Origin of the sequence: Paraburkholderia sp. GAS32 (assembly GCF_050434225.1) — a bacterium.
Lineage (GTDB): Bacteria > Pseudomonadota > Gammaproteobacteria > Burkholderiales > Burkholderiaceae > Paraburkholderia > Paraburkholderia madseniana.
The window spans coordinates 309,253-332,586 of the sequence record NZ_JBNPVS010000004.1; the positions used below are offsets into that span (position 1 = coordinate 309,253).

At 62.2% G+C, this 23,334-nt stretch carries 24 protein-coding genes and 1 pseudogene; 11 read left to right on the forward strand and 14 right to left on the reverse strand.

The annotated features are described in order from the left end of the window. The first annotated feature begins 190 nt into the window (after positions 1–190). The 3 genes and pseudogenes from P3T25_RS07230 (at position 191) to P3T25_RS07240 (ending at position 1,440) form a co-directional block, all read left to right on the forward strand. Positions 191–625: an Hsp20/alpha crystallin family protein gene (locus P3T25_RS07230; protein WP_233464945.1), complete on the forward strand. Its 435-nt coding sequence runs from the start codon at positions 191–193 to the stop codon at positions 623–625. Then, positions 582–929, forward strand: a pseudogene (locus P3T25_RS07235) (S16 family serine protease); the annotation flags it as partial. The gene P3T25_RS07230 and the pseudogene P3T25_RS07235, both read left to right, overlap by 44 nt. A gap of 37 nt (positions 930–966) precedes the next feature. Beyond that, positions 967–1,440 (forward strand): hypothetical protein, encoded by a 474-nt coding sequence (locus tag P3T25_RS07240; RefSeq protein WP_154562532.1) that lies wholly within the window; start codon positions 967–969, stop codon positions 1,438–1,440. A 165-nt stretch (positions 1,441–1,605) separates the two neighbouring features. Here the strand turns inward: P3T25_RS07240 and P3T25_RS07245 are convergent, their stop codons facing one another. The 4 genes from P3T25_RS07245 to P3T25_RS07260 all read right to left on the reverse strand — a co-directional run bounded on the left by P3T25_RS07245 (position 1,606) and on the right by P3T25_RS07260 (position 5,654). Beyond that, positions 1,606–1,899 (reverse strand): DUF1330 domain-containing protein, encoded by a 294-nt coding sequence (locus tag P3T25_RS07245; RefSeq protein WP_154562529.1) that lies wholly within the window; start codon positions 1,897–1,899, stop codon positions 1,606–1,608. A gap of 190 nt (positions 1,900–2,089) precedes the next feature. After that, positions 2,090–3,400, reverse strand: a complete 1,311-nt coding sequence (locus tag P3T25_RS07250) for an MFS transporter (RefSeq protein WP_429357775.1) — start codon at positions 3,398–3,400, stop codon at positions 2,090–2,092. A 122-nt stretch (positions 3,401–3,522) separates the two neighbouring features. Further along, positions 3,523–4,425, reverse strand: coding sequence for an HpcH/HpaI aldolase/citrate lyase family protein (locus tag P3T25_RS07255; protein WP_429357776.1), 903 nt, complete (start codon positions 4,423–4,425; stop codon positions 3,523–3,525). Next, on the reverse strand, positions 4,422–5,654 hold the full coding sequence (locus tag P3T25_RS07260; protein WP_429357777.1) for a Zn-dependent hydrolase: 1,233 nt from the start codon (positions 5,652–5,654) through the stop codon (positions 4,422–4,424). Before P3T25_RS07260 ends, P3T25_RS07255 begins: the two co-directional genes overlap by 4 nt. A 141-nt stretch (positions 5,655–5,795) precedes the next feature. Between P3T25_RS07260 and P3T25_RS07265 the strand changes: the two genes are divergently transcribed. Then, positions 5,796–6,761 (forward strand): LysR family transcriptional regulator, encoded by a 966-nt coding sequence (locus tag P3T25_RS07265; protein ID WP_266259408.1) that lies wholly within the window; start codon positions 5,796–5,798, stop codon positions 6,759–6,761. On the opposite strand, the gene P3T25_RS07270 is transcribed toward P3T25_RS07265, so the two are convergent. The 4 genes from P3T25_RS07270 to P3T25_RS07285 form a co-directional block, all read right to left on the reverse strand. Further along, positions 6,758–7,684, reverse strand: a complete 927-nt coding sequence (locus P3T25_RS07270) for a 2-hydroxyacid dehydrogenase (protein WP_429357778.1) — start codon at positions 7,682–7,684, stop codon at positions 6,758–6,760. The two genes, P3T25_RS07265 and P3T25_RS07270, sit on opposite strands and share 4 nt — an antisense overlap. A gap of 22 nt (positions 7,685–7,706) precedes the next feature. Next, positions 7,707–8,483 (reverse strand): class II aldolase/adducin family protein, encoded by a 777-nt coding sequence (locus P3T25_RS07275; RefSeq protein ID WP_429357816.1) that lies wholly within the window; start codon positions 8,481–8,483, stop codon positions 7,707–7,709. 137 nt (positions 8,484–8,620) lie between these two features. Next, entirely contained in the window at positions 8,621–9,274 is a 654-nt protein-coding gene (locus P3T25_RS07280) for an RraA family protein (RefSeq protein ID WP_429357779.1), read from the reverse strand. Between the two features lie 9 nt (positions 9,275–9,283). Then, positions 9,284–10,642: an MFS transporter gene (locus P3T25_RS07285; RefSeq protein ID WP_429357780.1), complete on the reverse strand. Its 1,359-nt coding sequence runs from the start codon at positions 10,640–10,642 to the stop codon at positions 9,284–9,286. Between the two features lie 345 nt (positions 10,643–10,987). On the opposite strand from P3T25_RS07285, the gene P3T25_RS07290 reads away from it, so the two are divergent. From P3T25_RS07290 to P3T25_RS07310, 5 genes are all read left to right on the forward strand, one after another. Then, positions 10,988–11,983: an ABC transporter substrate-binding protein gene (locus P3T25_RS07290; protein ID WP_429357781.1), complete on the forward strand. Its 996-nt coding sequence runs from the start codon at positions 10,988–10,990 to the stop codon at positions 11,981–11,983. Between the two features lie 216 nt (positions 11,984–12,199). After that, the gene (locus P3T25_RS07295; RefSeq protein ID WP_266259413.1) at positions 12,200–12,919 is read left to right on the forward strand and encodes a FadR/GntR family transcriptional regulator; all 720 of its coding nucleotides are present in this window, start codon (positions 12,200–12,202) and stop codon (positions 12,917–12,919) included. A 90-nt stretch (positions 12,920–13,009) separates the two neighbouring features. Continuing rightward, positions 13,010–13,777: an SDR family oxidoreductase gene (locus P3T25_RS07300; RefSeq protein WP_171926694.1), complete on the forward strand. Its 768-nt coding sequence runs from the start codon at positions 13,010–13,012 to the stop codon at positions 13,775–13,777. Between the two features lie 80 nt (positions 13,778–13,857). Next, positions 13,858–15,150: an MFS transporter gene (locus P3T25_RS07305; protein WP_429357782.1), complete on the forward strand. Its 1,293-nt coding sequence runs from the start codon at positions 13,858–13,860 to the stop codon at positions 15,148–15,150. Positions 15,151–15,265: 115 nt separating this feature from the next. Continuing rightward, positions 15,266–16,513, forward strand: coding sequence for an enolase C-terminal domain-like protein (locus P3T25_RS07310; RefSeq protein WP_429357783.1), 1,248 nt, complete (start codon positions 15,266–15,268; stop codon positions 16,511–16,513). Between the two features lie 10 nt (positions 16,514–16,523). Here the strand turns inward: P3T25_RS07310 and P3T25_RS07315 are convergent, their stop codons facing one another. Beyond that, positions 16,524–17,096, reverse strand: coding sequence for a chromate transporter (locus P3T25_RS07315; protein ID WP_429357784.1), 573 nt, complete (start codon positions 17,094–17,096; stop codon positions 16,524–16,526). 2 nt (positions 17,097–17,098) lie between these two features. Further along, positions 17,099–17,665, reverse strand: coding sequence for a chromate transporter (locus tag P3T25_RS07320; protein ID WP_429357785.1), 567 nt, complete (start codon positions 17,663–17,665; stop codon positions 17,099–17,101). 223 nt (positions 17,666–17,888) lie between these two features. On the opposite strand from P3T25_RS07320, the gene P3T25_RS07325 reads away from it, so the two are divergent. Beyond that, positions 17,889–18,602, forward strand: coding sequence for an alanyl-tRNA editing protein (locus tag P3T25_RS07325; RefSeq protein ID WP_429357786.1), 714 nt, complete (start codon positions 17,889–17,891; stop codon positions 18,600–18,602). Between the two features lie 23 nt (positions 18,603–18,625). Next, positions 18,626–19,480 (forward strand): AraC family transcriptional regulator, encoded by an 855-nt coding sequence (locus P3T25_RS07330; protein ID WP_429357787.1) that lies wholly within the window; start codon positions 18,626–18,628, stop codon positions 19,478–19,480. 23 nt (positions 19,481–19,503) lie between these two features. Here P3T25_RS07330 and P3T25_RS07335 read toward each other — a convergent pair whose 3' ends face one another. The 4 genes from P3T25_RS07335 to P3T25_RS07350 form a co-directional block, all read right to left on the reverse strand. Further along, a complete protein-coding gene (locus tag P3T25_RS07335) occupies positions 19,504–19,902 on the reverse strand; it encodes a hypothetical protein (RefSeq protein WP_429357788.1) in 399 nt (132 codons plus the stop codon). 110 nt (positions 19,903–20,012) lie between these two features. Further along, positions 20,013–20,693: an RraA family protein gene (locus tag P3T25_RS07340; RefSeq protein WP_429357789.1), complete on the reverse strand. Its 681-nt coding sequence runs from the start codon at positions 20,691–20,693 to the stop codon at positions 20,013–20,015. Next, complete coding sequence (locus P3T25_RS07345) at positions 20,690–21,730, reverse strand: amidohydrolase family protein (RefSeq protein WP_429357790.1); 1,041 nt, start codon at positions 21,728–21,730, stop codon at positions 20,690–20,692. The genes P3T25_RS07340 and P3T25_RS07345 overlap by 4 nt, the downstream gene beginning before the upstream one ends. An 88-nt stretch (positions 21,731–21,818) precedes the next feature. Then, complete coding sequence (locus tag P3T25_RS07350; protein ID WP_154562490.1) at positions 21,819–23,141, reverse strand: MFS transporter; 1,323 nt, start codon at positions 23,139–23,141, stop codon at positions 21,819–21,821. Positions 23,142–23,334: the final 193 nt, after the last annotated feature.

Sequence of the window (23,334 nt, forward strand, 5' to 3'; positions counted from 1 at the left end):
TCGACATTTCGACCTCCATCGAGCGTGACCAGGCTGACTATAATCAACTGGTCCAATACGACTTCTGGACCCGCTGACCGGACTAGTTGGAGCGGTGCATTCACCCTCGCTTGCTTGACACGCGTGCACCGTTGGCCTTTGATGAATGGACAGCCAGTGTTGGGCTGACAGAACAGGCAGGGAGCCAGCCGTGACATCCACCCGCCATACCATGATGTGGGAAGCCGCCGTCGACGCGCTTGAGCGCGCCGAGCGATTGCATCGCCAGTTCTTCCGGTTAGCTGGTCAGCATGCGCTGGTGCCGGTATGGGAGCCGCCGATCGAGGTGTTCGAGCATGACGGCCGGCTGGCGATCGTGGTGGCGTTGCCCGGCGTGGCTCCCGATCAGGTCAGCCTGGACCTCGAAGGCGGGACGCTGGTCGTCGTGGCCGAGAGGACGTTGCCTCGGGCCTTCGCCGGGGGAGCGGTCCATTACATGGAAATTCCCTATGGCCGCTTCGAGCGACATATCCGTCTTCCGGCCGGGCGCTACCGCCTGGCCGGGCGCGACTCCGAACACGGTTGCCTGTTGCTGGACTTCGAATGTCCACGTGCCGGCCGGCGCGGTCCCAAAGGACGGCCCTAGTGCCGGGGTGGCCCTGTTCATTGCGATCGCATCGCTGTTGATGGGGCAAGCCGTGCGCAGCGATTGTGCTGTGACTGGCGAGATCAGCCTGCGCGGCATTGTCCTGCCAGTGGGCGGCATCAAGGAAAAGGTGCTTGCCGCCTTGCGCGCCGGCATTGGGACCGTGCTGCTGCCTGCGCGCAATGCGTCGGACCTCGAGGACATCCCGGCCGACGCACGAAGCCAGTTGCGCTTTGTGCTGCAGGAGACGGTGGATGACGCACTGCGCGAGTTAATCGAGACCAGGGCAGTGAAGCGCTCGTAGTGCCGCGGATTACTCACTCTCCAATGGGGACCCAGTAATGAAAACCGAACATCTTCCCAATCAGCGACTCAAGGAACGCGAAAAAACCGGACCGCACCTGACCGTGCAGGAGCATTTGGGCCTGAACGGGCGAATCGCCCTTGTCATCACCAACGCGGTTGGCACGATGTGGTGTGCCTATGTCTTTGCGGTGATCGCGCTTATCAGCTTGCCATCTGCCATTCAGGGTGGAGTGTCGACGCTGATCGCCTGGATCGCTCAGACTTTTTTGCAGTTGGTGCTGCTGTCAGTCATCATGGTGGGCCAGAAGGTGGCGGCCGCAGCCTCAGACAAGCAGGCGCTACAGACCTACAAGGACGCTGAGGCGCTTCTAAATATCCAGGATGAGATGCACCGGCTCATCGAGATCAACAATTCGCTGACTGAAGCGATCCATCGCGCGGTTATGGCAAAGGGAACATCGACGGCCGAACAACCGAACGTTTCCGGCGACCCCAGCCGGCCAGCGTGATTCCAGGCAACCCGCGGCAGGACCGTCAACACCCGGGTGTGGCTCTCGTATAACGCAACGAGCTACCTGCAGGCGCGGCACGGCGCACCTGCAGAGTCGATGAATGCTATCGACGGTATCGGCGCGCTCGTGCAGGCCGCCGCGGCCGGCTGAGCGCACGCATCGTTACTCGACGCCGCGAACGATGCGCAGATCGCGCTCGACACCGTCGCCCAGCGCTTCAAGCGCTTTCTTGTAGGCGTCGCTCTCGTAGGCGGCAACGGCCTGCTCGTATGTCGGAAACTCGATCACGACGGTCCGCTCCTTCAAACCTTGCTCGTGTGCTTCTTCGGCGACGCCGCGCACGATGAATTTGCCGTTAGCGGCTGCCACTGCGGGCGCTGCCAGTTGCGCATACGCAGCCAGTTTCGACGGGTCCTTCGTCGCGCGGTATGCGGTCACCCAATATCCCTTGCTCATGTGAATCTCCTGGTTTTGCGGCCTGAAAGTAGTGGTCGCGTTGCAAAGCAACGACGCGGGAATTATGTCACTTCGAGCATCCCCGCGTGCGGTTCACGAGCGCGCGTGCGTTCGGCCGGTTTGCGTCCATGCCCACCGCAGCAATTGCCAATCGACATGATTTTCCCCGATCGCTCCCTGTCGGCCCGCCTTAGTTAGCAAGCATCGCGGCAGATCCCTCCGCGCGTATCCCCTTGCGATAACGCCCGAGCCCCACGATTCCAACCAGCGACACCGCCGAAAGCACGCTGAAGAAAATCGCCAGCGGCAGCCACTCGCCCTTGTAGTTCTGCGCGAGCATCGTACCGATCAAAGGTGTCGTCCCACCGGCGATCGTCGCGCACAGTTGATAAGCGATGGAAATACCGGAGTACCGGACCTGCGTGGGAAATGCCGGCGTCATGAAACCGGCGATGACCGCATAGACAGCGGACAGCACCACCACCGCGAGCGAGATACCCGCCACGATCGCGACCGGATTTTGTGTCTGGACGAGCAGGAACATCGGGTAGGGCGTAAGCATGGAAAGCAGCGCGGCGCAGGTCAGAAAGCGGGTCTCTCCAACACGTTGAGCCAACAGCGCCGAAACCGGCTGGGACGCCAACTGGATGAGGGTGACGACAAACAGGCAATCGAGAATGAACGATTTCGACATGCCGAGATAACCGGTGACATACGAAATCATGAACGTATTGGTGAAGAAGAACCCGGCGGAGCCGATCGTTGTGGCCATCGCCGCCATGACGATCGGATACCACGCGGTGCGCAGCACTTCCTTGACGGGCGACTTCAGCACCTCGCGATTCTTGCGAAGCTGCTCGAACTCGGGCGACTCCTTTACGCCGAGACGGATCGCCATGCCGATCAACAGCAGCACGAAGCTGGCCAGAAACGGCAGGCGCCAACCCCAGGCAACGAAGCTTGCGTGATCGAGAGACGTGACGAGCCTGAACGACACGAGCGAAAGAATCAACCCGGCCGGGCTGCCCATCTGCGGAAAGGACGCGAAGAACGTCTTGCGGCCGGTTGGCGCGTGCTCGCTCGCCATCAATACCGCGCCGCCCCATTCGCCGCCCACGGCAATACCCTGGAGAATCCGCAACAGCACGAGCGAGACCGGTGCCCAGATGCCGATGCTGGCGTAGCCGGGCAGCAAGCCAATGCCGGTGGTGGCGATCCCCATCAGTAACATGGTCAGCAGCAGCATCTTCTTGCGGCCCAGCTTGTCGCCGAGATGCCCGAACACCGCGCCGCTCAATGGACGCGCAATGAAGCCGACAAAGAACGTGCCGAACGAAGCCATCGTACTGAGAAAGTGATTGCTGCTCGGGAAGAACACCTCGCCGAGCACGAGCGCGGCGGCCGTCGCATAGGTGTAGTAGTCGTAAAACTCGACGGCCGTGCCGATAAAAGCCGCGGTGGCGGCGCGCACGGGCTGATGAGTCTGTTCAGAAGGGGACATGGGGAATCCTGTTGTTGAACGCGCAGCGTTGGTTTGGCTGCTGTCTTTATGGGTCGCCGAAATACGCCCGCCAAATTCGGATTTTTAATCTTCAGTATCAAGGCGGCTAATGTTCGCCCCGCTTATGCATTGCCGCTTTCGTCAAAGGCGCGGAGCAGCGCGTCACGCGCGATCAAGCGTTGCGCGTTGTTGCGCTCCGGATAGTCGATCCACACCGATCCGGCAGGGGGTGAATTCGCCTGCTGTACTGCGTGTGCGTCGACAAGCGCTCGCGCTGCCTGCACGTCTTCCGCGGATGGCGTCAGCGCGCGGTGAATCGCGGGCACGTGTTCGGGAAACACGACGCTTTTCGATGCGAATCCGAGTTGCGTGGAGATGTCCATGTCCTGCCCAAGCACCTGCGCCGATCGATACGTACAAGGAAGATCGATCGGCACGCAGCCGGCGGCAATGCACTCGATCAGAAAGCGGCTGCGTGCGTAAAGCAGTTCGTGACCGCCCGGTGTGCGGCGTGCGCCGAGATTCGCCGCCAGGTCTTCGACCGCCAGCATGCAGCACTTTATCCGTGCACCCACCTGAAGTAGCGCTCCCAGATGGACCAGACCCTTTGCGGATTCGATAACTGGAACCACCTCCGTCGAGCCCTCCGGAATGCCCAGCTTGCGCTCGATGACGGCCAGCGCATCGTCGAGCGCGGCGAGTTGAACCGCGCTCTCCGCGTGCGGCAGAAAAATCGCCCGTGGGGTGCCGGGCATGACGCCTTCGAGATCGGCATTGCCGTCGTGTTCCAGTTTGTTGATCCGTACCGAGCCGAACGTGCCGGCGCGAGCCGCGTCGCGCAATAGCGTGACAATGCGTTCGCGTGCCTGTGGCCGGTCTTGCGGTGAAGTCATTTCTTCGAGGTCGGCGACGATTGCATCCGCACCGCTTTGCAGCGCGACCGCGTGGGCCTCGGCATGGTTGCCGGGTACGAAGAGCCATGTGCGCCGGATGCCTGGCGGACGCGGCGTTTGATGCGTGTTCATACGGCCTGCCCCGCGCGCGCAAGCATCGCGTGAAGCAGCACATCCGTGCCGCGCGTGACGTCTGCCGGCAACGCGTCTTCGGCTTCGTTATGGCTCAGGCCGTCGACGCAGGGGATGAAAATCATCGCGGTCGGACAATGCTTCGCGAGATGAATCGCGTCATGACCGGCACCGCTGACGATGCGTTGATGCGGATAGTCCAGCGCCTCTACCGCGTTGCCGACAGCAGCAATGCATTGAGGATCGAACGGCGTAGCCGGGCTGACCCAATGCTGCCCCACTTCGACTGTGAGGCGGCGACGCCTGGCGATGGCATCGAAGCGCTCGCGCAGCGCGGCTTCCATTTTTTCGATCATCGCATCGTCGGGGTGGCGCAGATCCACCGTGAACGACAGGTCCGCCGCGATCGTATTGCGCGATGCGTTGCGTATGTGCAGTTCGCCGATGGTGGCGAGGCCTTGCGGGAAGAAATCCGCCGCGATGCTTTCCAGTTCCGCGGCCATTGCAGCGCTCGCAAATAGCGCATCGCGGCGGTACTGCATCGGTGTCGTGCCTGCGTGCGCGGCCTGCCCACGCACGCGCACATCGAGCCAGCGAATCGCCTGGCCGCCGGTGACGACGCCGATCGGCACGCCACTTTCCTCGAGCACCGGACCCTGTTCGATATGCGCTTCGAAGTAGGCGTCGAAGACGATGCCGGGCACGGCACGCGTGCCGGCATAACCGGTTGCTTGCAATGCCTGCTCGACCGATGTCCCTGCTGCGTCGCGCGTGTTCAATGCCTGAGCGAGCGGCATGACGCCCGTGAAGGCCGCTGAACCGAGCATCGCCGGCGTGAAGCGCGCGCCTTCCTCGTTGGTCCACACGACGATTTCGATGGGCTTATCGGTTTGAATGTTCGCATCGTTCAGCGTGCGAACGACTTCGAGCGCGGCGAGCACGCCATAGACCCCGTCGAAGCGGCCGCCCTCGGGCTGGGTGTCGAGATGGCTCCCGCTTGCTACGGGCGCGGCGTCGTTCCGTTTGCCGGCGCGCCGCGCGAAAAGATTGCCGACCTGGTCGACCGACAACGTCAACCCCGCCTCGACGCACCACTGCGAGAAAAGCGCCCGGCCGGCCGCGTCCTGTTCGGTCAGTGCGAGGCGCCGCACACCGCCGCCTGCCGTGGCGCCGACGGCGGCCATGTTCATCAGGCTCGTCCAGAGCCGCTCACCATTGATCTTTAGCATCACACACTCCTGAAGCCGCGGCGTACTGACCGCGTCGGGTTCGTCGTGATGCCTTTATCCGTAATCAAAAATGATAAGTCTAATTTCTAATTCTAATCCTAAGTATAATTTTGGCGGATGATGAAACCAGTGAGGCTCATTGTGAGCAAAGACCGCCCGGATACTTATCTGAACGACCGCCTCGACTGGAACCTGCTGCGGACTTTTCTTGCCATTGCGAAAGAAGGCAGCGTGAGTCGCGCGGCGACGAAGCTGCACTTGACACAGCCCGCCGTGAGCCAGGCGTTGCGCCGGCTGGAGGAGCAGTTGGGTCTGCGCCTCGTGGATCGTCACGGTCCGCGTATCGAAGTCACGCAGGCCGGCATCGAAGTGAAGCAGATTGCTGAAGACGTGTACGGCACGATCTCGCGGCTGTCGCTTGCCGAGGTGGATCGCGAACACGATATCTCCGGCATGGTGCGCGTGAGTACCGTCAGCGGCATCGATTTCCCGGCCTACGACACGTTTCTGGCGGAGTTCCATCGCACGTATCCGCGTATCGAGCTCGAAAGCCAGGAAATGCGCAGCGCTGATGTGGTGAACAGCCTCCAGCAAAAGTCCGCAACACTCGGATTGACGCCGCGGCGCGCGTTACCCAAGCGGGTCGACAGCCGCGTGTTTCTACGTCAACGGTATGCACTTTTCTGCGGACGTCATCATCCGCTCTTTGGGCGCAACGACCTTCGGGTCGCCGATCTCGCCGGCGAGAAGTTCGTCTCTTTCACCGGCGACAAAGTGGGCGACCACCTGTCGCCGCTCACATTCTTTCGTGACGAGATGGGCTTCACGGGGCGCGTGGTCGGCTCATCGTCGAGCATGACCGAGGTGAGGCGTTTCATTTTTGCGGGCTTCGGCATTGGTTGCCTGCCGGAGCACGTCGTGCGCGACGACATCGTTCAAGGCCGCCTTCAGCGGCTGCCGCCGGATGAAGGCGTGGCCGACCTCGATATCTACATGCTGTGGTCACAGGACCGCAAGCTGAGCGCTGCTGAAGCCGCGTTTATCGATGCGCTGAATGTGTTCATCGATGGTCAGGCGGAAGGTGCTGGCCTCGAGCCTCACGCTTAGTAGCCGCGCGTCACGTCCACCACGTTCTGCAGCGGTTCACCGCGGATCAGCCTGCGCGCGTTGTGCGCCACCTGCGTGGCGATCGTTTCCGAGCTTGCCACCGACGCCATGTGCGGCGTCACGATCAGATTGGGTGCGCGCCACAAATGATCTTCGGGCGGTAGCGGTTCGGTTGGAAACACGTCGACGATCGCACCGCCAATCTGCCCGCTCGTCAATGCCGCGATCAGGTCCGCGGGCACCAGATGTTCGCCACGACCGACGTGAATCAGCTTCGCGCCAGGCCGTAAGTGCTCGAACATGTTCGCATTGAGAATCCAGCGGGTTTCGTGCGTGAGCGGCAAGAGACACACGAGGATGTCCGTCCCCTGAAGGAATGGCTTGAATTGCTCCGGACCGGCGAAGGTCGTCACGCCTGGCAGTTCGCGGGGCTTGCGCGCCCAGCCGCGCACCGCGAAGCCGAAGCGCTGCAAATCCGTGGCGACGCGGCTGCCGATTTCTCCCAGTCCCATGATGCCGACGGCGCATTCGGAAGCATCGCGCTGATCGTCGCGGAACCAGCGGTTAAGACGCTGATTGGCGAGCACGTGGTCGAGCTGGCGATGGAAGTGTAGCGCCCCCCACGTGACGAATTCGCTCATGCCGCGTGCGTGTTGCGGATCGACGACCCGGCACAGCGGCACGGCAGGCAGGGCAGGGTCGGACAGGATGTTGTCGACGCCCGCAGCGATGCTATGCACGAGCCGCAGTTTCGGCAGCGCCGCCAATGCGCCGGCCGGCGGGTTCCAGCACACGGCGATGTCAGCGTCGCCGCTGGACCGCTCGCCGTGCATCACGACATCGAACTCAGGGGCGGCGCGCAGAATCGGCTGCACCAGGTGTGACATATCGAAGTCACGGCTCATCAGAACTAATTTGGTCATTGCATCGAACCGGAGAACGGGCCTAGTTGCGGTAGTCGGATTGCGGGTCGTCGATCAACCGTAACGCCGCGCGCCACGCCAGCTCCGAAATTCCCGCGGAGTCGTCGCGAGCGAACTGGCTCGCTGTCAGCTCGCACACTTCTCGCGGCGGGATGCGCAGTGTGCTGCCGCCGGCCAGCGCCTGGATTTGTGCCTGACAGGCCCGCTCGAGGAAATAGATCTCGTGGAACGCTTCGGCTGCCGTCGCGCCTGCCGCAAGCAAGCCATGATTGCGCAGGATCATCGCCTTGCAGGAACCGAGGTCGCGCACCAGACGCTCGCGCTCGCCGAGTTCGAGCGCGATGCCCTCGTAGTCGTGGTAAGCGAGCTTGCCGTAGAACTTCAACGCATGCTGACTGATCGGCAGCAGCCCCTGCTCCTGCGCCGATACGGCTGTTCCGGCGGCTGTATGCGTATGGATCACGAAATGCAGATCGTCGCGCGCCGCGTGGATGGCCGAATGAATCGTGAACCCTGCGGCGTTCACACGAAACAACGCCGGGTCGCTGTGCGCCCGCTCGTCGACGACGTTGCCGAGATGATCGATCTTCACGAGGTCCGACGCGCGCATTTCGTGAAACAGCACGCCGTAGCGGTTGATCAGAAATGCCGGCGGCTCGCCCGGCAAACTGGGCAGGCGCGCCGTGATGTGCGTGTCGATCATGTCGGTCATGCGGAAGTGAGCGGCCAGCCGGTAGAGCGCCGCCAGTTCCTCCCGTACCTGCTGTTCGGCACCGATCGGTGCCGGTTTGTCGCTCATGCGATCGGATGTGGGCGTGGATTGCATTTCAGAAGACTCCCAGGTTCTCACTTGCTGTAGTGCACGTAGTGTTCGCTAGCGCGTCAGTGTCCGTCAACTTGATTGTTCTAATGCTGATCATTAGCCGCGTGAATACTTTACGACATGAAGCATTGCAGGACCTCGTGAAGCGGCGCTTTGGCGTTAAGGCGAGCCAGTATCGCGGGCTCCGCATGGTCGGAAGCCAGCGCCAGATCGATCACGTCGGCAAGGGCCAGTGCTTCAGCGAACAGTACACCGTTGTCGTCGGCCAGCACGATGTCGCCTGGGCGCACCACGACCCCACCGCACACCACCGGCTCGTTGAACAGGCTCGACATCGTGTCGCGCTTTTTGGTCGTGAGCAACGATGTTCCGCGCGCGAACACCGGCAGCCCCGTGCTGCGTAGTTCGATGAGATCGGTCACCACGCCGTCGACGATAACACCCCTCGCGCCGGCGTTGAGCGCGGCACATGCCGTGACCGCTCCGACCGGCGCATGCGTATGGTTACCGCTCATGTCGATCACCAGCACGTCGCCCGGTTTGAGTTGCGACAGGGCGCGGTTGACGGGAATGGCGTCGGGCGACAGCAGCTTGAGCGTCACTGCGCGCCCGATCACCTTCACATTGGGGACCATCGCGCGAAGGCGATGGTCCGCGAAGCCGTTTTCCAGGAAATGCCCGAGTGTCGGGAAGCTGACGGATTCGAGGCTGTGCAGTAAGGGTGAGTCGGGTGTGGCTTGCATCAGAGCGGCGTTTTCCGTTTTCATATCAGACCTTCACGAAAGGCTTGCCGTGGCGGCATTGGCGCGCGCCGCAGACGAGATATCCCGGCGAAGCGTCTCCGCGAGCAGCACGAGCGCGAGTACCGAAACAGCAGCCGAGCCCATCATGTACCACGCCACCGACGATCCGCGGCCTGTAGCGGACAACAGCGCAGTGGTGACAATCGGCGTGGCCGCACTGCCGAGCAGCCCGGACAACATATAGCTCACCGACAGACCGGAGTAGCGAACCTCGGTGCCGAACAGCTCCGCGAGGAAGGTGGCGATGGGTCCATAGTTCGCGGCGAAGGCGGTCATCATCAGCAGATAGCCGAGCAGCGCGAACGGAAACTCGCGCGTATCCAGCAGCCAGAAAAGCGGAAAAGCGAGCAGGGCTTCGGCGACGATGCCGCCGATGATTACCGGCTTGCGGCCCACGACGTCGGATAACTTGCCGAAGGCCGGCAACAACACGATGCAGAGCGCGCAGGCAATCAGCGCGATGGAAAGCATCGCGTTCCGTGAGAAGCCCAGCGTCTGCGTCCCGTAGGTTAGCCCGAAAGCGACGATCAGGTTGAACGAGGTGCCCGTCGACATCGTCGCGATGCCGCCGAGCAGAACCTGCTTCCAGTATCGGGTGAGAACCTCGGCGATCGGCAACTTGACCTGCGCGTCGGCCTCCTTGACTTTGCGAAACGACGGCGTTTCCGATGTGTTCAGGCGGATATAAAGCCCGACACCCACGAGCAATGCGCTCGCAAGGAACGGAATGCGCCAACCCCAGGAGAGCAGTGCGTCGTTTGACAGCGTGGCATTGCAGAGCAGAAACGCCAGATTGGCGATCAGGGTACCGGCAGGCACGCCGATTTGCACCCACGAGCCATACAGTCCACGCTTGCCGGCCGGCGCGTGTTCCACCGCCATCAGCACGGCGCCGCCCCATTCGCCGCCGAGCGCGAGCCCCTGAATGACGCGCAAGGTGAGCAACAGAATGGGCGCCCAGATGCCAATCGACGCGTAGTTCGGCAGCAGCCCAATCGAGAACGTCGCGATGCCCATGATGATGAGCGAGACCAGCAGCATCGCCTTGCGTCCGAGGCGGTCGCCGAAATGGCCGAACAGGGCGGCACCGACGATGCGCGCGAGGTAGGCGGAGGCGAACGTGCCGAACGCCAGCAAGGTGCCGACCAACGGGACAAAGCCGGGAAAGAACACCTTATTGAAGACGAGTGCCGAGGCGGTGGCGAAAACGAACAGGTCATACCATTCGACAGTCGTGCCGATCACACTCGCCACCGCGATCTTTTTCATGTTGACCGGGGTGCCATCTCCTGGCGGTGGCGCTGGCGTGTCCGTGGGGCGGTAGGACGTCATGGGTTTCTCCTTGAGGCATGGCGGTTTCAGTGGATGAACGCAGCCATTGCGCGCATGGCCTGGTGCCTTTATCGGAAGCCAAAAACAATAAGTAAAAGTCTGTTTTCTAATCCTTTGTATTAGTGCGGCGAATGATCGGACGGCCGGTCCTCGCCGCTGGTCAGCGCGCTGATCGTTCTGTCGATGTACGGCGCGTATCGCGGCATATTCGAGAAGTCGTAAGTGACGGGCTCGCGCTGGGGTGAAAAAGATAGCTGCCCGATCGAGATAACGATATCGGAATTGAATCATTCTCACGAAGCGTCCTGATCGCTACGCTTGCAGAAATATTGCAAGCGAGGGCATATGGCCGCTTCTGTTTCCACGTCTTTTTCTACGCGGCGGCGCACGCTGAAGTTACTCAGCGCAGTTCCGGCGCTTGCCGTAACCGGCGCATTTCATTCACTCAACGTGCAGGCCGCCGATCTGGCATCGACCACGATCGTGCTCGGCGACCAGGCCGGCGGCACACGGGCGCTTGCCGAAGCGGCCAAGGTTCTCGACGGCACGCCGTACGCATTTCGCTGGGCTAACTTCCAGGGTGCCGCGCCACTCTTCGAGGCGCAACGCGCGGGCGCCGTCGATCTTGCCCCGGCGGGCGACTTGCCTGTGCTTGCAGCGGCAGTCGGCGATCCGACCTTGAAGATCGTCGCGACGCGTGTGGGGTCGGGCGCGCAACTCGGTATTCTGGTTGCGCCCAATTCACCGATTCGCACGGTGGCGGATCTGAAGGGGCGCACCGTATTCGTGTCGTCGGCGCGCGGCAGCATTTCGCAATTCCAGTTGTATGGTGCGCTCGCCGAAGCAGGACTCTCGAAGGACGACGTCAAGGTTCGTTTCATCCTGCCGGTCGATGCGTTTGCGGCGTTCGCGTCCGGTTCAATCGACGTGTGGGCGACATTCGATCCGTACTACGGTATCGCGGTCCAACGTGGCGCGCGTATTTTGCGGGACGGTTCTGGGATCAATAGTGGCCTCGGCTTCATCACTGCATCGGGCGCCGCGCTGGCGGATACGCGCAAACGCGCGGCTATCGCAGACGTTCTGCTTCGGCTGCAACGCGCGGGTGATTGGGCGCTTGCGAATCCCGATGCCTACGCGCAGATCTACTCGACCTTGACGCGCTCGCCACTCGACGCCGCGAAGCAGATCACGCAGCGCGCGGCATTGAAACAGCACTTCGTGACCGAGGCGGATATCGCCGCGCTCCAGAAGGTTGCTGATAGCGCGGATCGCGACGCTATCCTGCCGCGCCGTATCGACGTCCGCGCGATCGCCGAGACGCATATCGCAAAGGTCTGACGCAACCGGTAGTGCGCTTTGCGGCGCGTTGCTCCGTGCCCAGCGGAGCCGCAGCACGTTTGCCCGGCGCCGTGCGCTCCGGCAATCCCTTCCATCGCAGCAACGCCCTCCATACCGGCTACCCCTTCCCACCCGCACTGCGGGTGAACCCGAATTGCCATGCGGCCTCGTCGCGCCTATCTTTCTACATCATACGTATGACATAGAGGGCAAATCGTGGCGACTTTGCACAGGCAGGTCCTGAATCAGATGGGTGAACAGATTTGTTCAGGCAAATTCATGCCCGGCGACATTCTTCCCGCCGAGCCGGTGCTTGCCGAGCAGATGCAGGTGAGCCGCATCACCATCCGCGAGACGATGAAGTCGCTCTCCGCCAAGGGCATGCTGCAGGTGCGCCGCCGCTACGGGACGGTCGTGCTGCCGCGCGCGCAATGGCAGTTGTTCGACCCGGACGTGATCATGTGGCGCGCGCGTGCAAGCGCCGTCGAGCCCGGCCTCATCGAAGACCTGATGGAACTGCGCCTGATCATCGAGCCGAACGCGGCCAGGCTCGCCGCGAAACGCGCAACTGACGAAGACCGCATCGCGGTCCGGCGGGCTTTCAAGGCAATGGAACGCGCGGTTGCCGGCCACGGCGAGTACGTTCCCGCCGACCTCGCGTTTCACGGCGCCATCCTTACCGCCTGCCACAACCAGTTCGTCCAGCAGATGCAGAACGCGCTGTCGGCGATCCTGCGCACCAGTTTCGAACTCAGCTCTGAAATCGCCGGCGGTCCGGCCCGTTCGCTGCCGATGCACGAGGCACTGTGCGTCGCGATCGAGAAGGGGGATCCCGTCGCGGCGGAAGAGGCCGTACTCACGCTCATCAGGCGCGCCGAGCAGGACTTCGAGGACCGCGCCGCGCTGGACCGAACCGCCAACGATCAACCCACGTAGCAATCGCCGTAACCCATTTCATCGCGACCCTCGTCGGGATCGCGAGAGGCGCACTCGCGCCTCGTTTCTGAACATCGAGAGGACACACGCATGACACAGCTATTCGATCTGAGCGGCCGCACGGCACTCGTTACCGGCTCGGCGCGCGGCATCGGATTCGCGCTTGCCGAGGGACTGGCGGCCGCCGGTGCGAACGTCATCCTGAACGGCACGCGCGCCGACACGGTGGCCGAAGCGGTCGCCCGTCTGAGCGACAAGGGTTTCAATGCGCAAGGCCGCGCCTTCGATGTGACCGACGAAAGCGCCGTTGCCGACGCATTCGCGCAGTGGGACAAGGACGGCGTGCAAGTCGATATCGTGGTCAACAACGCCGGCATCCAGTTTCGCAAGCCGCTCGTCGAACTCGAACTGAGCGACTGGCAGCGCGTAATCGACACCAATCTGACGAGCGCCTTCATCGTCGCGAAGCAGGCCGCACGCCGCATGATCGCGCGCGGCACGGGCGGCAAGATCATCAACATCGGCTCGCTCACGAGCGAAGCCGGGCGCGCGACGGTCGGCGCCTATACGGCGGCGAAGGGCGGCATCAAGATGCTGACCCGCGCCATGAGCGCCGAGTGGGCGGCCTCGGACATTCAGGCGAACGCGATCGGTCCGGGTTACATCCTGACCGACATGAACAAGCCGCTGATCGAGAACGCTGCTTTCGACGCATGGGTCAAGAGCAGCAATCCCTCGCAACGCTGGGGCAAGCCGGAAGAACTCGTCGGCACGGCGGTGTATCTGGCTTCACCGGCGTCGAGCTATGTGAACGGCCAGATCATCTACGTCGATGGTGGCTGGCTAGCCGTTCTTTAAAAGCAGGTCCACGCGAATAGAGCAAAACAAACAGCCACTCGCATCAGATAGTTCGTGCGCCGCACTGATCCGGAGACATCATGGAAAGCGTCAAACCCGTAGCAACTCAAAGATGGTGGTATCTGATGCCCATCATCTTCATCACGTATAGCCTCGCCTATCTCGACCGCGCGAATTACGGCTTCGCCGCCGCGGCCGGGATCGACAAGGATCTCGGCATCACCCATGGCACTTCGTCGCTGATTGGCTCGCTGTTCTTTCTCGGCTACTGCCTGTTTCAGGTGCCCGGTGCGATTTACGCACAGCGCAATAGCGTGAAGAAGCTGATCTTCTTCAGTCTGATTCTGTGGGGATTGTGCGCGGCGGCGACCGGCATGGTCAGCAATATTCCGATGCTAATGGTGCTGCGCTTCACGCTCGGCGTCGTGGAGGCGGCCGTGATGCCGTCGATGCTGATGTACATCAGCCGCTGGTTCACACGCAGCGAGCGCTCGCGCGCCAACACGTTCCTGATTCTCGGCAATCCGGTGACGGTGCTGTGGATGTCGGTGGTGTCGGGCTATCTGGTTCGCAGTTTCGGCTGGCGCGAGATGTTTGTCCTCGAGGGTATGCCCGCCATCGCATGGGCCGTGGTCTGGTGGTTCACGGTGAAAGACCGTCCGGCCGACGCGCCCTGGATGAGCGATGCCGAAAAGACTGAACTCGACGCGCGCCTGAAGGCCGAGCAGGCCCATATCGCGCCGGTGCGCAATTACAAGGCGGCGTTCCGTTCGTCGATCGTGATCAAGTTTTGCGCGATTCATGCGCTGTGGAGCATCGGCGTGTACGGCTTCATCATGTGGCTGCCGTCGATCCTCAAAGCCGCCTCGACGATCGACATCGTGTCGGTGGGCTGGCTCGCCGCTGTGCCTTATCTCGCCGCAATCATCCTGATGCTGCTCGCGTCGTGGCTCTCGGACAAGACGCGTAATCGCAAGCTGTTCGTCTGGCCGCTGCTGCTCGTCGGGACCATTGCGTTCGTCGCTTCCTATCTGATCGGCGGCTCGCACTTCTGGATCTCGTTCGCGCTGCTGGTCGTTGCAGGTGCAACGATGTACGCGCCGTATGGCCCGTTCTTCGCACTCGTGCCGGAACTGATTCCCAGCAACGTGCTGGGCGGCGCGATCGGCCTCATCAACGCATGCGGTGCGTTGGGGGCGTTTCTCGGTTCGTGGGTGGTGGGCTATCTGAACGGCGCGACCGGCAGCCCGGCGGCTTCGTATATTTTCATGGCGGCCGGCCTGCTTCTCTCGGTGATCCTGATGATGACCGTGCCCGCGAATGCCGACGAGCACGCCAAGCGTGATGCTTCATTGTCGTTGCATCGCACGTAACGCTCGGGGAATTTCTCGCGCAGGTCCGTCTTTCCCGACACCTCGGACGTCACGTTTTGGCGAAGAAGAGCGCAATTCGACTTCGTTTGATTGATTCGATTTTGGCAGACAGAACATGGCAACCCTGATTACCGATGTAAAGGTCATCCTGACCGCGCCGGAAGGCATCAACCTGATCGTCGTGAAGATCGAGACAAACCAGCCCGGTCTGGTCGGTCTCGGATGCGCGACATTCGCCTACCGGCACGTGGCGGTGACGTGTCTCATCGAGGAATACCTGCGGCCGTTGCTGATCGGTCGTGACGCCGAGGCGATCGAGGAACTGTGGCAACTGATGCATCAGAACGCGTACTGGCGCAACGGTGCGATCGAGAACAACGCGATCTCCGGTGTGGATATGGCGCTGTGGGACATCAAGGGCAAGATGGCGAACATGCCGCTCTATCAGTTGTTCGGCGGCAAGTGTCGCGAGGGCGTGCCAATTTATCGCCATGCCGACGGTCGCGATCTGAACGAGTTGTGCGAGAACATCCAGAAGTATCGCGAGCAGGGCATCACGCATATTCGTTGCCAGAGCGGTGGCTATGGCGGGGGGAGCTTCGGCAAGGCACCAGCGAGCGCGCCCGAAGGCGCCGCGGATGGCGTGTATCTCGACAGCAGAAAGTACATGCGGGAGACGCTCAAGCTGTTCGACGGCATTCGCAGCAAGATCGGTTTCGACGTCGAGTTGTGCCATGACGTGCATGAACGCCTGAAGCCGGTGGAAGCGATCCGTTTTGCGTGCGAGCTGGAACAGTACGAACTGTTCTTTCTCGAAGACGCGATTGCGCTCGAGGAAGGCGAATGGATGCGTCAGCTACGCGCCAAGACAACCACGCCGCTTGCCCAGGGTGAGCTGTTCAATAACCCGTACGAATGGCGGTTTCTGATCACCGAGCGCCTGATCGACTTTATTCGTGTGCATCTCAGCCAGATCGGCGGCATCACCGCAGGCCGTAAGCTGCAGATATTCGCCGAGCAGTTCGGGGTAAGGACCGCATGGCACGGCCCGGGCGATATGTCGCCGCTGGCACATGCAGCGAACATCCATATCGATCTCGCCGCGCGTAATTTCGGCGTGCAGGAATGGTCGGGAACCGAGCCGCCTAACTTCGTGATCCAGGACCTTAAGGGTCCGCGAGAGGCGTTGCTCGATGTCTTCCCGGGACTGCCCGAATTCAGGAACGGACACGTTTATGCCAATGACAAACCGGGCTTGGGCGTGGACATCGACGAAACCGAGGCCGCGAAATATCCTTGCGAAAACACCGTGACGACTTGGACGCAAACCCGCTTGAAGGACGGCACGCTGCAGACGCCGTGACGGAATTGCACTAGCTCGCCATGTGAACTTGAAGGATGGACGGAAGGCTGGCGCCAAGCTCGTACATACCGAGCAGCATCAACGCACCGCAAAGCAACAGAAGCAGCGGATTGATCCGCGTGCCAAGCAGCGTCCCCACTGACATGAGGGCAATCGCTTTAGCCGGAAGTCCACCGTCGAGCGATTTCAACAGAACCCATCCCGCAGCGAGAAGCATGCCGGAGGCGACGGGGCGCAGCCCACGCTCGAGCGCCAGTTGCCACGCCGCGCCTTTATAGCGCGTCCAGATGTGGGTCACGCCGTAGATCAGGATGCCGGTCGGGGCGAGCAATGCCAGTGTGGCCACCACGGCGCCCCAGAACCCGGCAATCTGCCAGCCGATCAAGGTGGCCAGCAGCGACCCAGGGCCGGGCGCCATGCGCGAAATGGCAAAGTCGACACCAAACTGGGCATGCGTCATCCATCCATGCACGTCGACAACTTGCCGTTGGATATCGGCGATGATGGCCTGGCCACCGCCTATCGTCACCAGTGACAGGGGCGCGAAAACGGCCGCAAGCTGTAGAAGAACGCGATTCGACATGGTCAGGCTTTGCGCAGTTTGATGTATTCGAACAGCACGCTCAGGTCTCCCGCGCCGATCACGACCCACACCAGCGGCAGGCGCAATATGCCGACCGCGACGAAGGTACCCGCGAGGAACAGCAGCGGGAGGAGTCTGCGTGGCACCCGGCGCGCGGTCGTCACGCCCATCGACAACGACAGGCCGGTGGCCGCTGCCGCTGCGCCCGCAAGCAGGATGTGAGCGAGCGGATACTGCAGCAGATGACTGAGGACCGTGCCGAGAATAATGATGAAGATGGCGGGCGGGATGATGATGCCGGCAACCGCCAGCAGCGCGCCGCGCCAGCCGAGCAGACGGTGGCCGATCCAGATCGCCATGTTTTTGACGTTGATGCCCGGCAGCGCTTGAGAGATGGCCAGGCCGTTCAAAAAGTCTTCTTCACTGATCCAGTCGCGATCCTGGACGAATTCGCGCAGGAGCCAACCGCTCAGGCCACCACCGAAGCTGGTGAGTCCAATACGGCTGAAAATCAGGAAAAGCCCGGTGAGGGTAGGTGGTCGACTCGTGTTGGCAATTTGTTGGGACATCGAATCTTCCAGTCAGCTTGACGTATGACGGGCGAAATATTTGCTTCTGGTGAGCGTGCCCGGTCATAGGTGACTGGAAAATTATATCAACCGGGGGTTTGTTTCCGGACGCCGTGAAACTGATGGTCCGGCCCCAACCGCACAGAGCATTTTTGACCAAGACGACCTCCCATGAGACTGAGTATCCTAGGCGTAATCAGTCATTTCATGCGGGGAATTCAAGGTGGCGCACTATCTTTGCCATGAGCAGCCGGACTTACTCGAGTTTGAAACGAGCGTGATCGCCTCGCGGCCCGGCGCCGTCGTGCTGGGCCGCGAGGCCTTGCACCCGGGCGGTGGCGGCCAGGTGTCGGACGCGGCAACGCTGACGCACGCGCATGGCGCCGTCCGCATTACCGGCGTCGCGCCGGAAGGCGGCATGCTCTGGCATCTGCTCGACGAGCCGCTCGAACTGAACGGCGACGTTCACGTGGCCGTCGACGCGGCCCGGCGCGCCACCGTCGCCCAGCTTCATACGGCCACGCATATTCTCAATGCCCTCGTGTATCAACGCTTCGCCGGCGCACTCGTGACCGGCGCGCAGATCAATGCCGACGGTACCGCCCGCATGGATTTCGATCTGCCCGAGGCGGACAACGACGCATTGCGCCTGCTCGAGGAGCCTGCCAACGAGGTGATCCGCAGCGCCATGGACGTGCGGACCTACTACGTCAGCGCAACCGAGGCAAAATCGACGCAGGGCCTGATTCGCAGCCTTTCGGTGGCGCCGCCGCCGACCTCCGACGGCACGGTGCGGATCGTCGAAATCGGCGATCTGGACCGGCAGGCTTGCGGCGGCACGCATCTGACCAACACGGCGCAATCGAAACCGATCCGCATCGTGAAGATAGAAAACAAGGGACGCCGCAATCGCCGGGTCAGAATCGAGCTGGTTTGAAGGGCATCCCGGGAGAGCGAGCCATGGACACATCGGATAGAAGCGAACCGGAAGTGGTGTGCTGGCGAGACGGCGCGCTCGACGGCGCCTGTCTCGCCAGCGCACGCTACGGCGAGCACAAATTCGACCGGCATCTGCACGACGAACTCGTCATTGTCATGACGCAATCCGGTGCGGGGCAGTGTCACACGCGTACCGGCAGCGACGTCGCCGGCCCCGGCAGCGTGCTCGTGTTCGGACCCGGCGAGTATCACAGTGGCGAGGTGTGGGAAGGCCGCGAATGGAATTACCGCGCCATTTATCTCGACATGGAAGGCCTGGGCGCGCTGGGTGCTGTGTTTTCACCGGACTCGCGTTCCGACAAACCGCTTCTGATCCCGCCGGGGCTCTATCAGGATGCGCATCTGGCCGGCCTGCTGGTCAAAGCGCATGCGAGTCTCGACCAGCACGGCTCGGTCTCGCTGATGGAGCGGCAGGCGAATTGGTGGGCGGCGATGGGGATGCTGGTCGGACGATATGGACAATCGCGACACGAGCTCGGCGAGGCGCGGCGCGAAGCCCACAAGATGGCGCAGGTGCGGGAGTACGTCGCCGCCAACTATGCGCGCGATATTCCGGTCGATGAACTGGCGGAACTGGTGGGGTTGAGCCGCTATTACCTCACGCGTGCCTTCTGCAAGGAGTTTGGCTTGCCACCGCACGCCTATGCGACGCAGGTGCGGCTACTCGCAGCCAAACGCATGCTTGCGGCGGGGCATAGCGCGGCGACCGCTGCCGCGGCCGTCGGCTTTTACGATCAAAGCCATCTCAACCGGCTCTTCAAACGGGCCTATGGGATCACGCCGGGGACGTATGCGGCGCTGAAGCCTGGGCATTAAGTCCGCGCGCTACGCCTCTAACGTTACTCGGGAAGCGGAACGTCCTCGATCAGTGCCGACTGTATAGCGCGAATCCTGCGATCGACGAAGTAGCCACCCCCTTCCGTGTACCGCAGATAAAGACGGTCGCATAACCCGCACTGCCAGACGGCACAGCGGTTGTATGGGAAGTAACGCGGTGCGATCGGTGCGTCGGCCGACCAGTAGGTCGTTTTGCCCGGTAGGTATTCGCTGAACGTCGGTTCCGGATCGTCCTCCGGTGCAAGCGTGCCGACTTCCTTGAACTGCGTTTCGTCGAGAGACAGCGGCTGCGAGTGCCAACCGTCCAGCGGCGTTTTTGTACACATGCAAGGCGCGGCAGTGCGCTCTTCCGCACGTTGCGCAAGTTCAAGGAGCATTGCAGCGTTCAGATATTCCGCCATGAGGCACACGATTCCTGCAGGTTTAGGACGATGTTAGCTGGTTCGCCGCGACTCAAGCTACGCGGCAGGAACCAGCCAGCATCATGCACGCTCTGGCGTCGTGCGTGAAGTCAGCCGTTCATCATCCGGTCGCGATGCGGCACGACCCACGAACGGTCAAAGCACCCATTGGCGATCGACTTCAACGCCGCCGTTTCTTTCGCATTCTGCCGCCGCGCGCCTTCGATCACCGCTTCTACGTCAGCCGGCGAGATCGCGAGCAAACCGTCTTCATCGCCAACGATGATGTCCCCAGGATGAACCACCATCCCGCCGACCGTGACCGGCACGTTGATCTCACCAGGGCCGTTCTTGTACGGCCCACGGTGCGTCACGCCGCGCGCGTACACCGGAAAATCGCGCTGACGTAGCGCGCCGACATCGCGGATCGCGCCGTCGATCACAAGGCCCTGCACGCCCAGACTCTCCGCGAAGCTGGCCATGATCTCGCCCATCAGCGCTTGCGTCAGTTCGCCAGCGCCGTCGATCACGAGCACGTCGCCCGGCCGGCAAAAGTCGAACGCGCGATGGATCGCGAGGTTGTCGCCGGGGCGGGTGTGGACCGTGACTGCGGTGCCGGCCATCGGCTTGGGTTGATGATACGGCCGCAAGCCGACCATGCCGCTTGCGCGCGCCATGTTGTCGCTGAGCAGCGAAACCGCGAGGTCACGCAATGCGTCGAGCGTTGCCGGGTTGGCCTGAGGCGCGGATTCGTGTTCGCGCCAGCCGATGGGATTCGTCGTGACAGTCATACCGTTGCCCCTTGCGTGGCGAATTGCTGATCGAGTTGATGGGACAGCCGCGGGTACACCGCACGGGCGTTGTCTTCGTAGATGCGCTGACGGTCCGCGGCGCTGAGCCATTCGATGGCGTCGATGTAGCGCCGCGTGTCGTCGTAGTAGTGGCCGGTTTCCGGATCGATACCCTGAACCGCGCCGATGGTTTCCGACGCGAACAGAATGTTCTCGACCGGAATGACTTTGGCGAGCAGTTCGGCGCCGGGCTGGTGATACACGCAGGTATCGAAGAACACGTTCTTCATCAGGTACTCGCTGAGCAGCGGCCGCTTCATGTCCTGCGCGAGCCCGCGATAGCGGCCCCAGTGATAGGGCACCGCGCCGCCGCCGTGCGGAATGATGAAGCGCAAGGTCGGGAAGTCGGCGAACAGGTCGCCCTGCAGCAACTGCATGAACGCCGAGGTGTCGCCGTTGATGTAATGCGCGCCCGTCGCATGAAAATTCGGATTGCACGATGAGGACACGTGAATCATTGCAGGCACGTCGAGGTCCACCATCGCTTCATAGAGCGGATACCACGAGCGGTCCGTAATCGGCAGCCCCGACCAATGTCCGCCGGAAGGGTCCGGATTCAGATTGCAGCCGATAAAGCCCAGCTCTTCCACGCAACGCCGCAGTTCGGCGATGCAATTGGCCGGCGCCACGCCCGGCGCCTGCGGCAGTTGGCACACGCCGACGAAGTTGCGCGGAAACAGCGAAACCACGCGATGGATGAGGTCGTTGGATTCGCTCGACCAAACGGCGTTGGCTTCGGCCGTGGCGAGGTGATGCCCCATGCCGGCGGCGCGCGGCGAAAAGATCGTGAGGTCGGTGCCGCGTTCGCGCTGGATGCGAATCTGGCCGGTTTCGATGCTCTCGCGAATTTCGTCGTCCGTAATGAGGGGGCGTGGTGGCGGCGAGCCGCCGTTTTTCAGCGCGGCGATCTGCTGCGCGCGCCAGGCCTCGTGCTGCGGCGGCGAAGTGGTGTAGTGACCGTGGCAATCGATGATCATGGTGTGAAAAACCCGTTGGTGTCCTTGTGGATGTTTACCTGTCCGCGCTATGCGTTCGCTGCCTTCGCTGTTTCGTCGGTCACGGTGCTCAGATGCGCGGGGCAGGGTCGCCGGTCGCGAGCGAGGCGGCTTCGTCTTCAGCCGGCGTGACGCGCATCACGAGTGCGATGATCGTCGCGACCACCAGAAACGCTGCAATCGTCAGCAAGGCCAGCTTGAAGTTGCCGGTGGCGTTGCGCACCAGCCCGATGCTCCAGGGACCGACCAGACCGCCGAACTGCGCGATGGTATTGATCAGCGCGATCGTCGCGGCGCCCGCAGCGCCCGTTCTGAACGACGACGCGAGGCTCCAGAACAGCGGGTTACCCGCATAGATGAACAAACCAGTCAGGCACAGCAGCGCGTAGGCGATCACAGGGTTCGGCGCATACGCACTGCCGGCAATCGCCAATGCGCTCATGCCGTACACGAAGGCGAGGTGCTTCTTGCGGTCGCCCGTGCGATCGGAACTGCGGCTGATCAGAAACGTGCCTAATACGCCAAGCAGCGGCGGCGCGGCGGACAGAAAGCCGACCTCGATATTGCTCAGATGGCCGAGGCTCTTGACGATCTGCGGCAACCACAGGAACAAGCCATAAATGCCGACCAGCGCGCAGCCGAACAGACACGCGAGGCTCCACACGCGGATGTCGCTCGCCACGCGCAGCAGCGGAAAATGGGTGCTACCGCCCACAGCTTCGCGTTCGGCTGCGAGCGTCGATTCGAGCCAACGCTTTTCGTCATCGGAGAGCCATTTGGCGTCGGCCGGACGTTCGGTCATGATGCGCAGCGTCAGCAGACCGAGCGCCATCGCCGGGAGGCCTTCGAGGATGAACATCCATTGCCATCCCTGCAAACCGAGAATGCCGTTCGCGTAGGTCATCAACGTTGTCGAGATCGGACCGCCCAGTACTGCCGAAAACGAACCCGCGATGATGTAGCCGCCCACCGCGCGCGCCCGGTAGCGCACCGGAAACCATTTCGTCAGATAGACCGCCACGCCCGGCAAAAAGCCCGCTTCCATCACGCCCAGCAGAAAGCGCAACACATAGAAGCTCGAATCGTTGAAGACGAAGGCGGTGGCTGCCGCGACCGCACCCCACGTCAGCAGAATGCGCGCGATCCAGCGGCGCGCGCCGACCCGATGCAGCAACAGATTGCTCGGCACTTCCAGCAACATATAGCCGACGAAGAAGATGCTGCCCGCGAAACCGAACACGGCTGGACTGAAGCCCAACTGCTTGTTCATGTCCAGTGCGGCGAATCCGATATTGATCCGGTCCAGATAGTTGAAGAACATCATCGCAAAGAGCAGGGGCATTAATCGCCCGTACACTTTGCGCATGGTGGCGGCTTCGTCGAATGAGGTCATGCTGTCTCCTACCTTGCTGCGACGGCTTCATCAGCCGTGGCGGCGTTCTTATGGTTGGCCTGCCGGATCGAACGCCGGCAGTGTCCCGTTGGCCGCACGTTTGACGGCCGGACTTCAGCGGCCGCCGCTCGTGCCTGTATGCGCTGATGTGCTCATGAACGGGCCGCGGCTGAAGCATGAAGCCAATGATAAG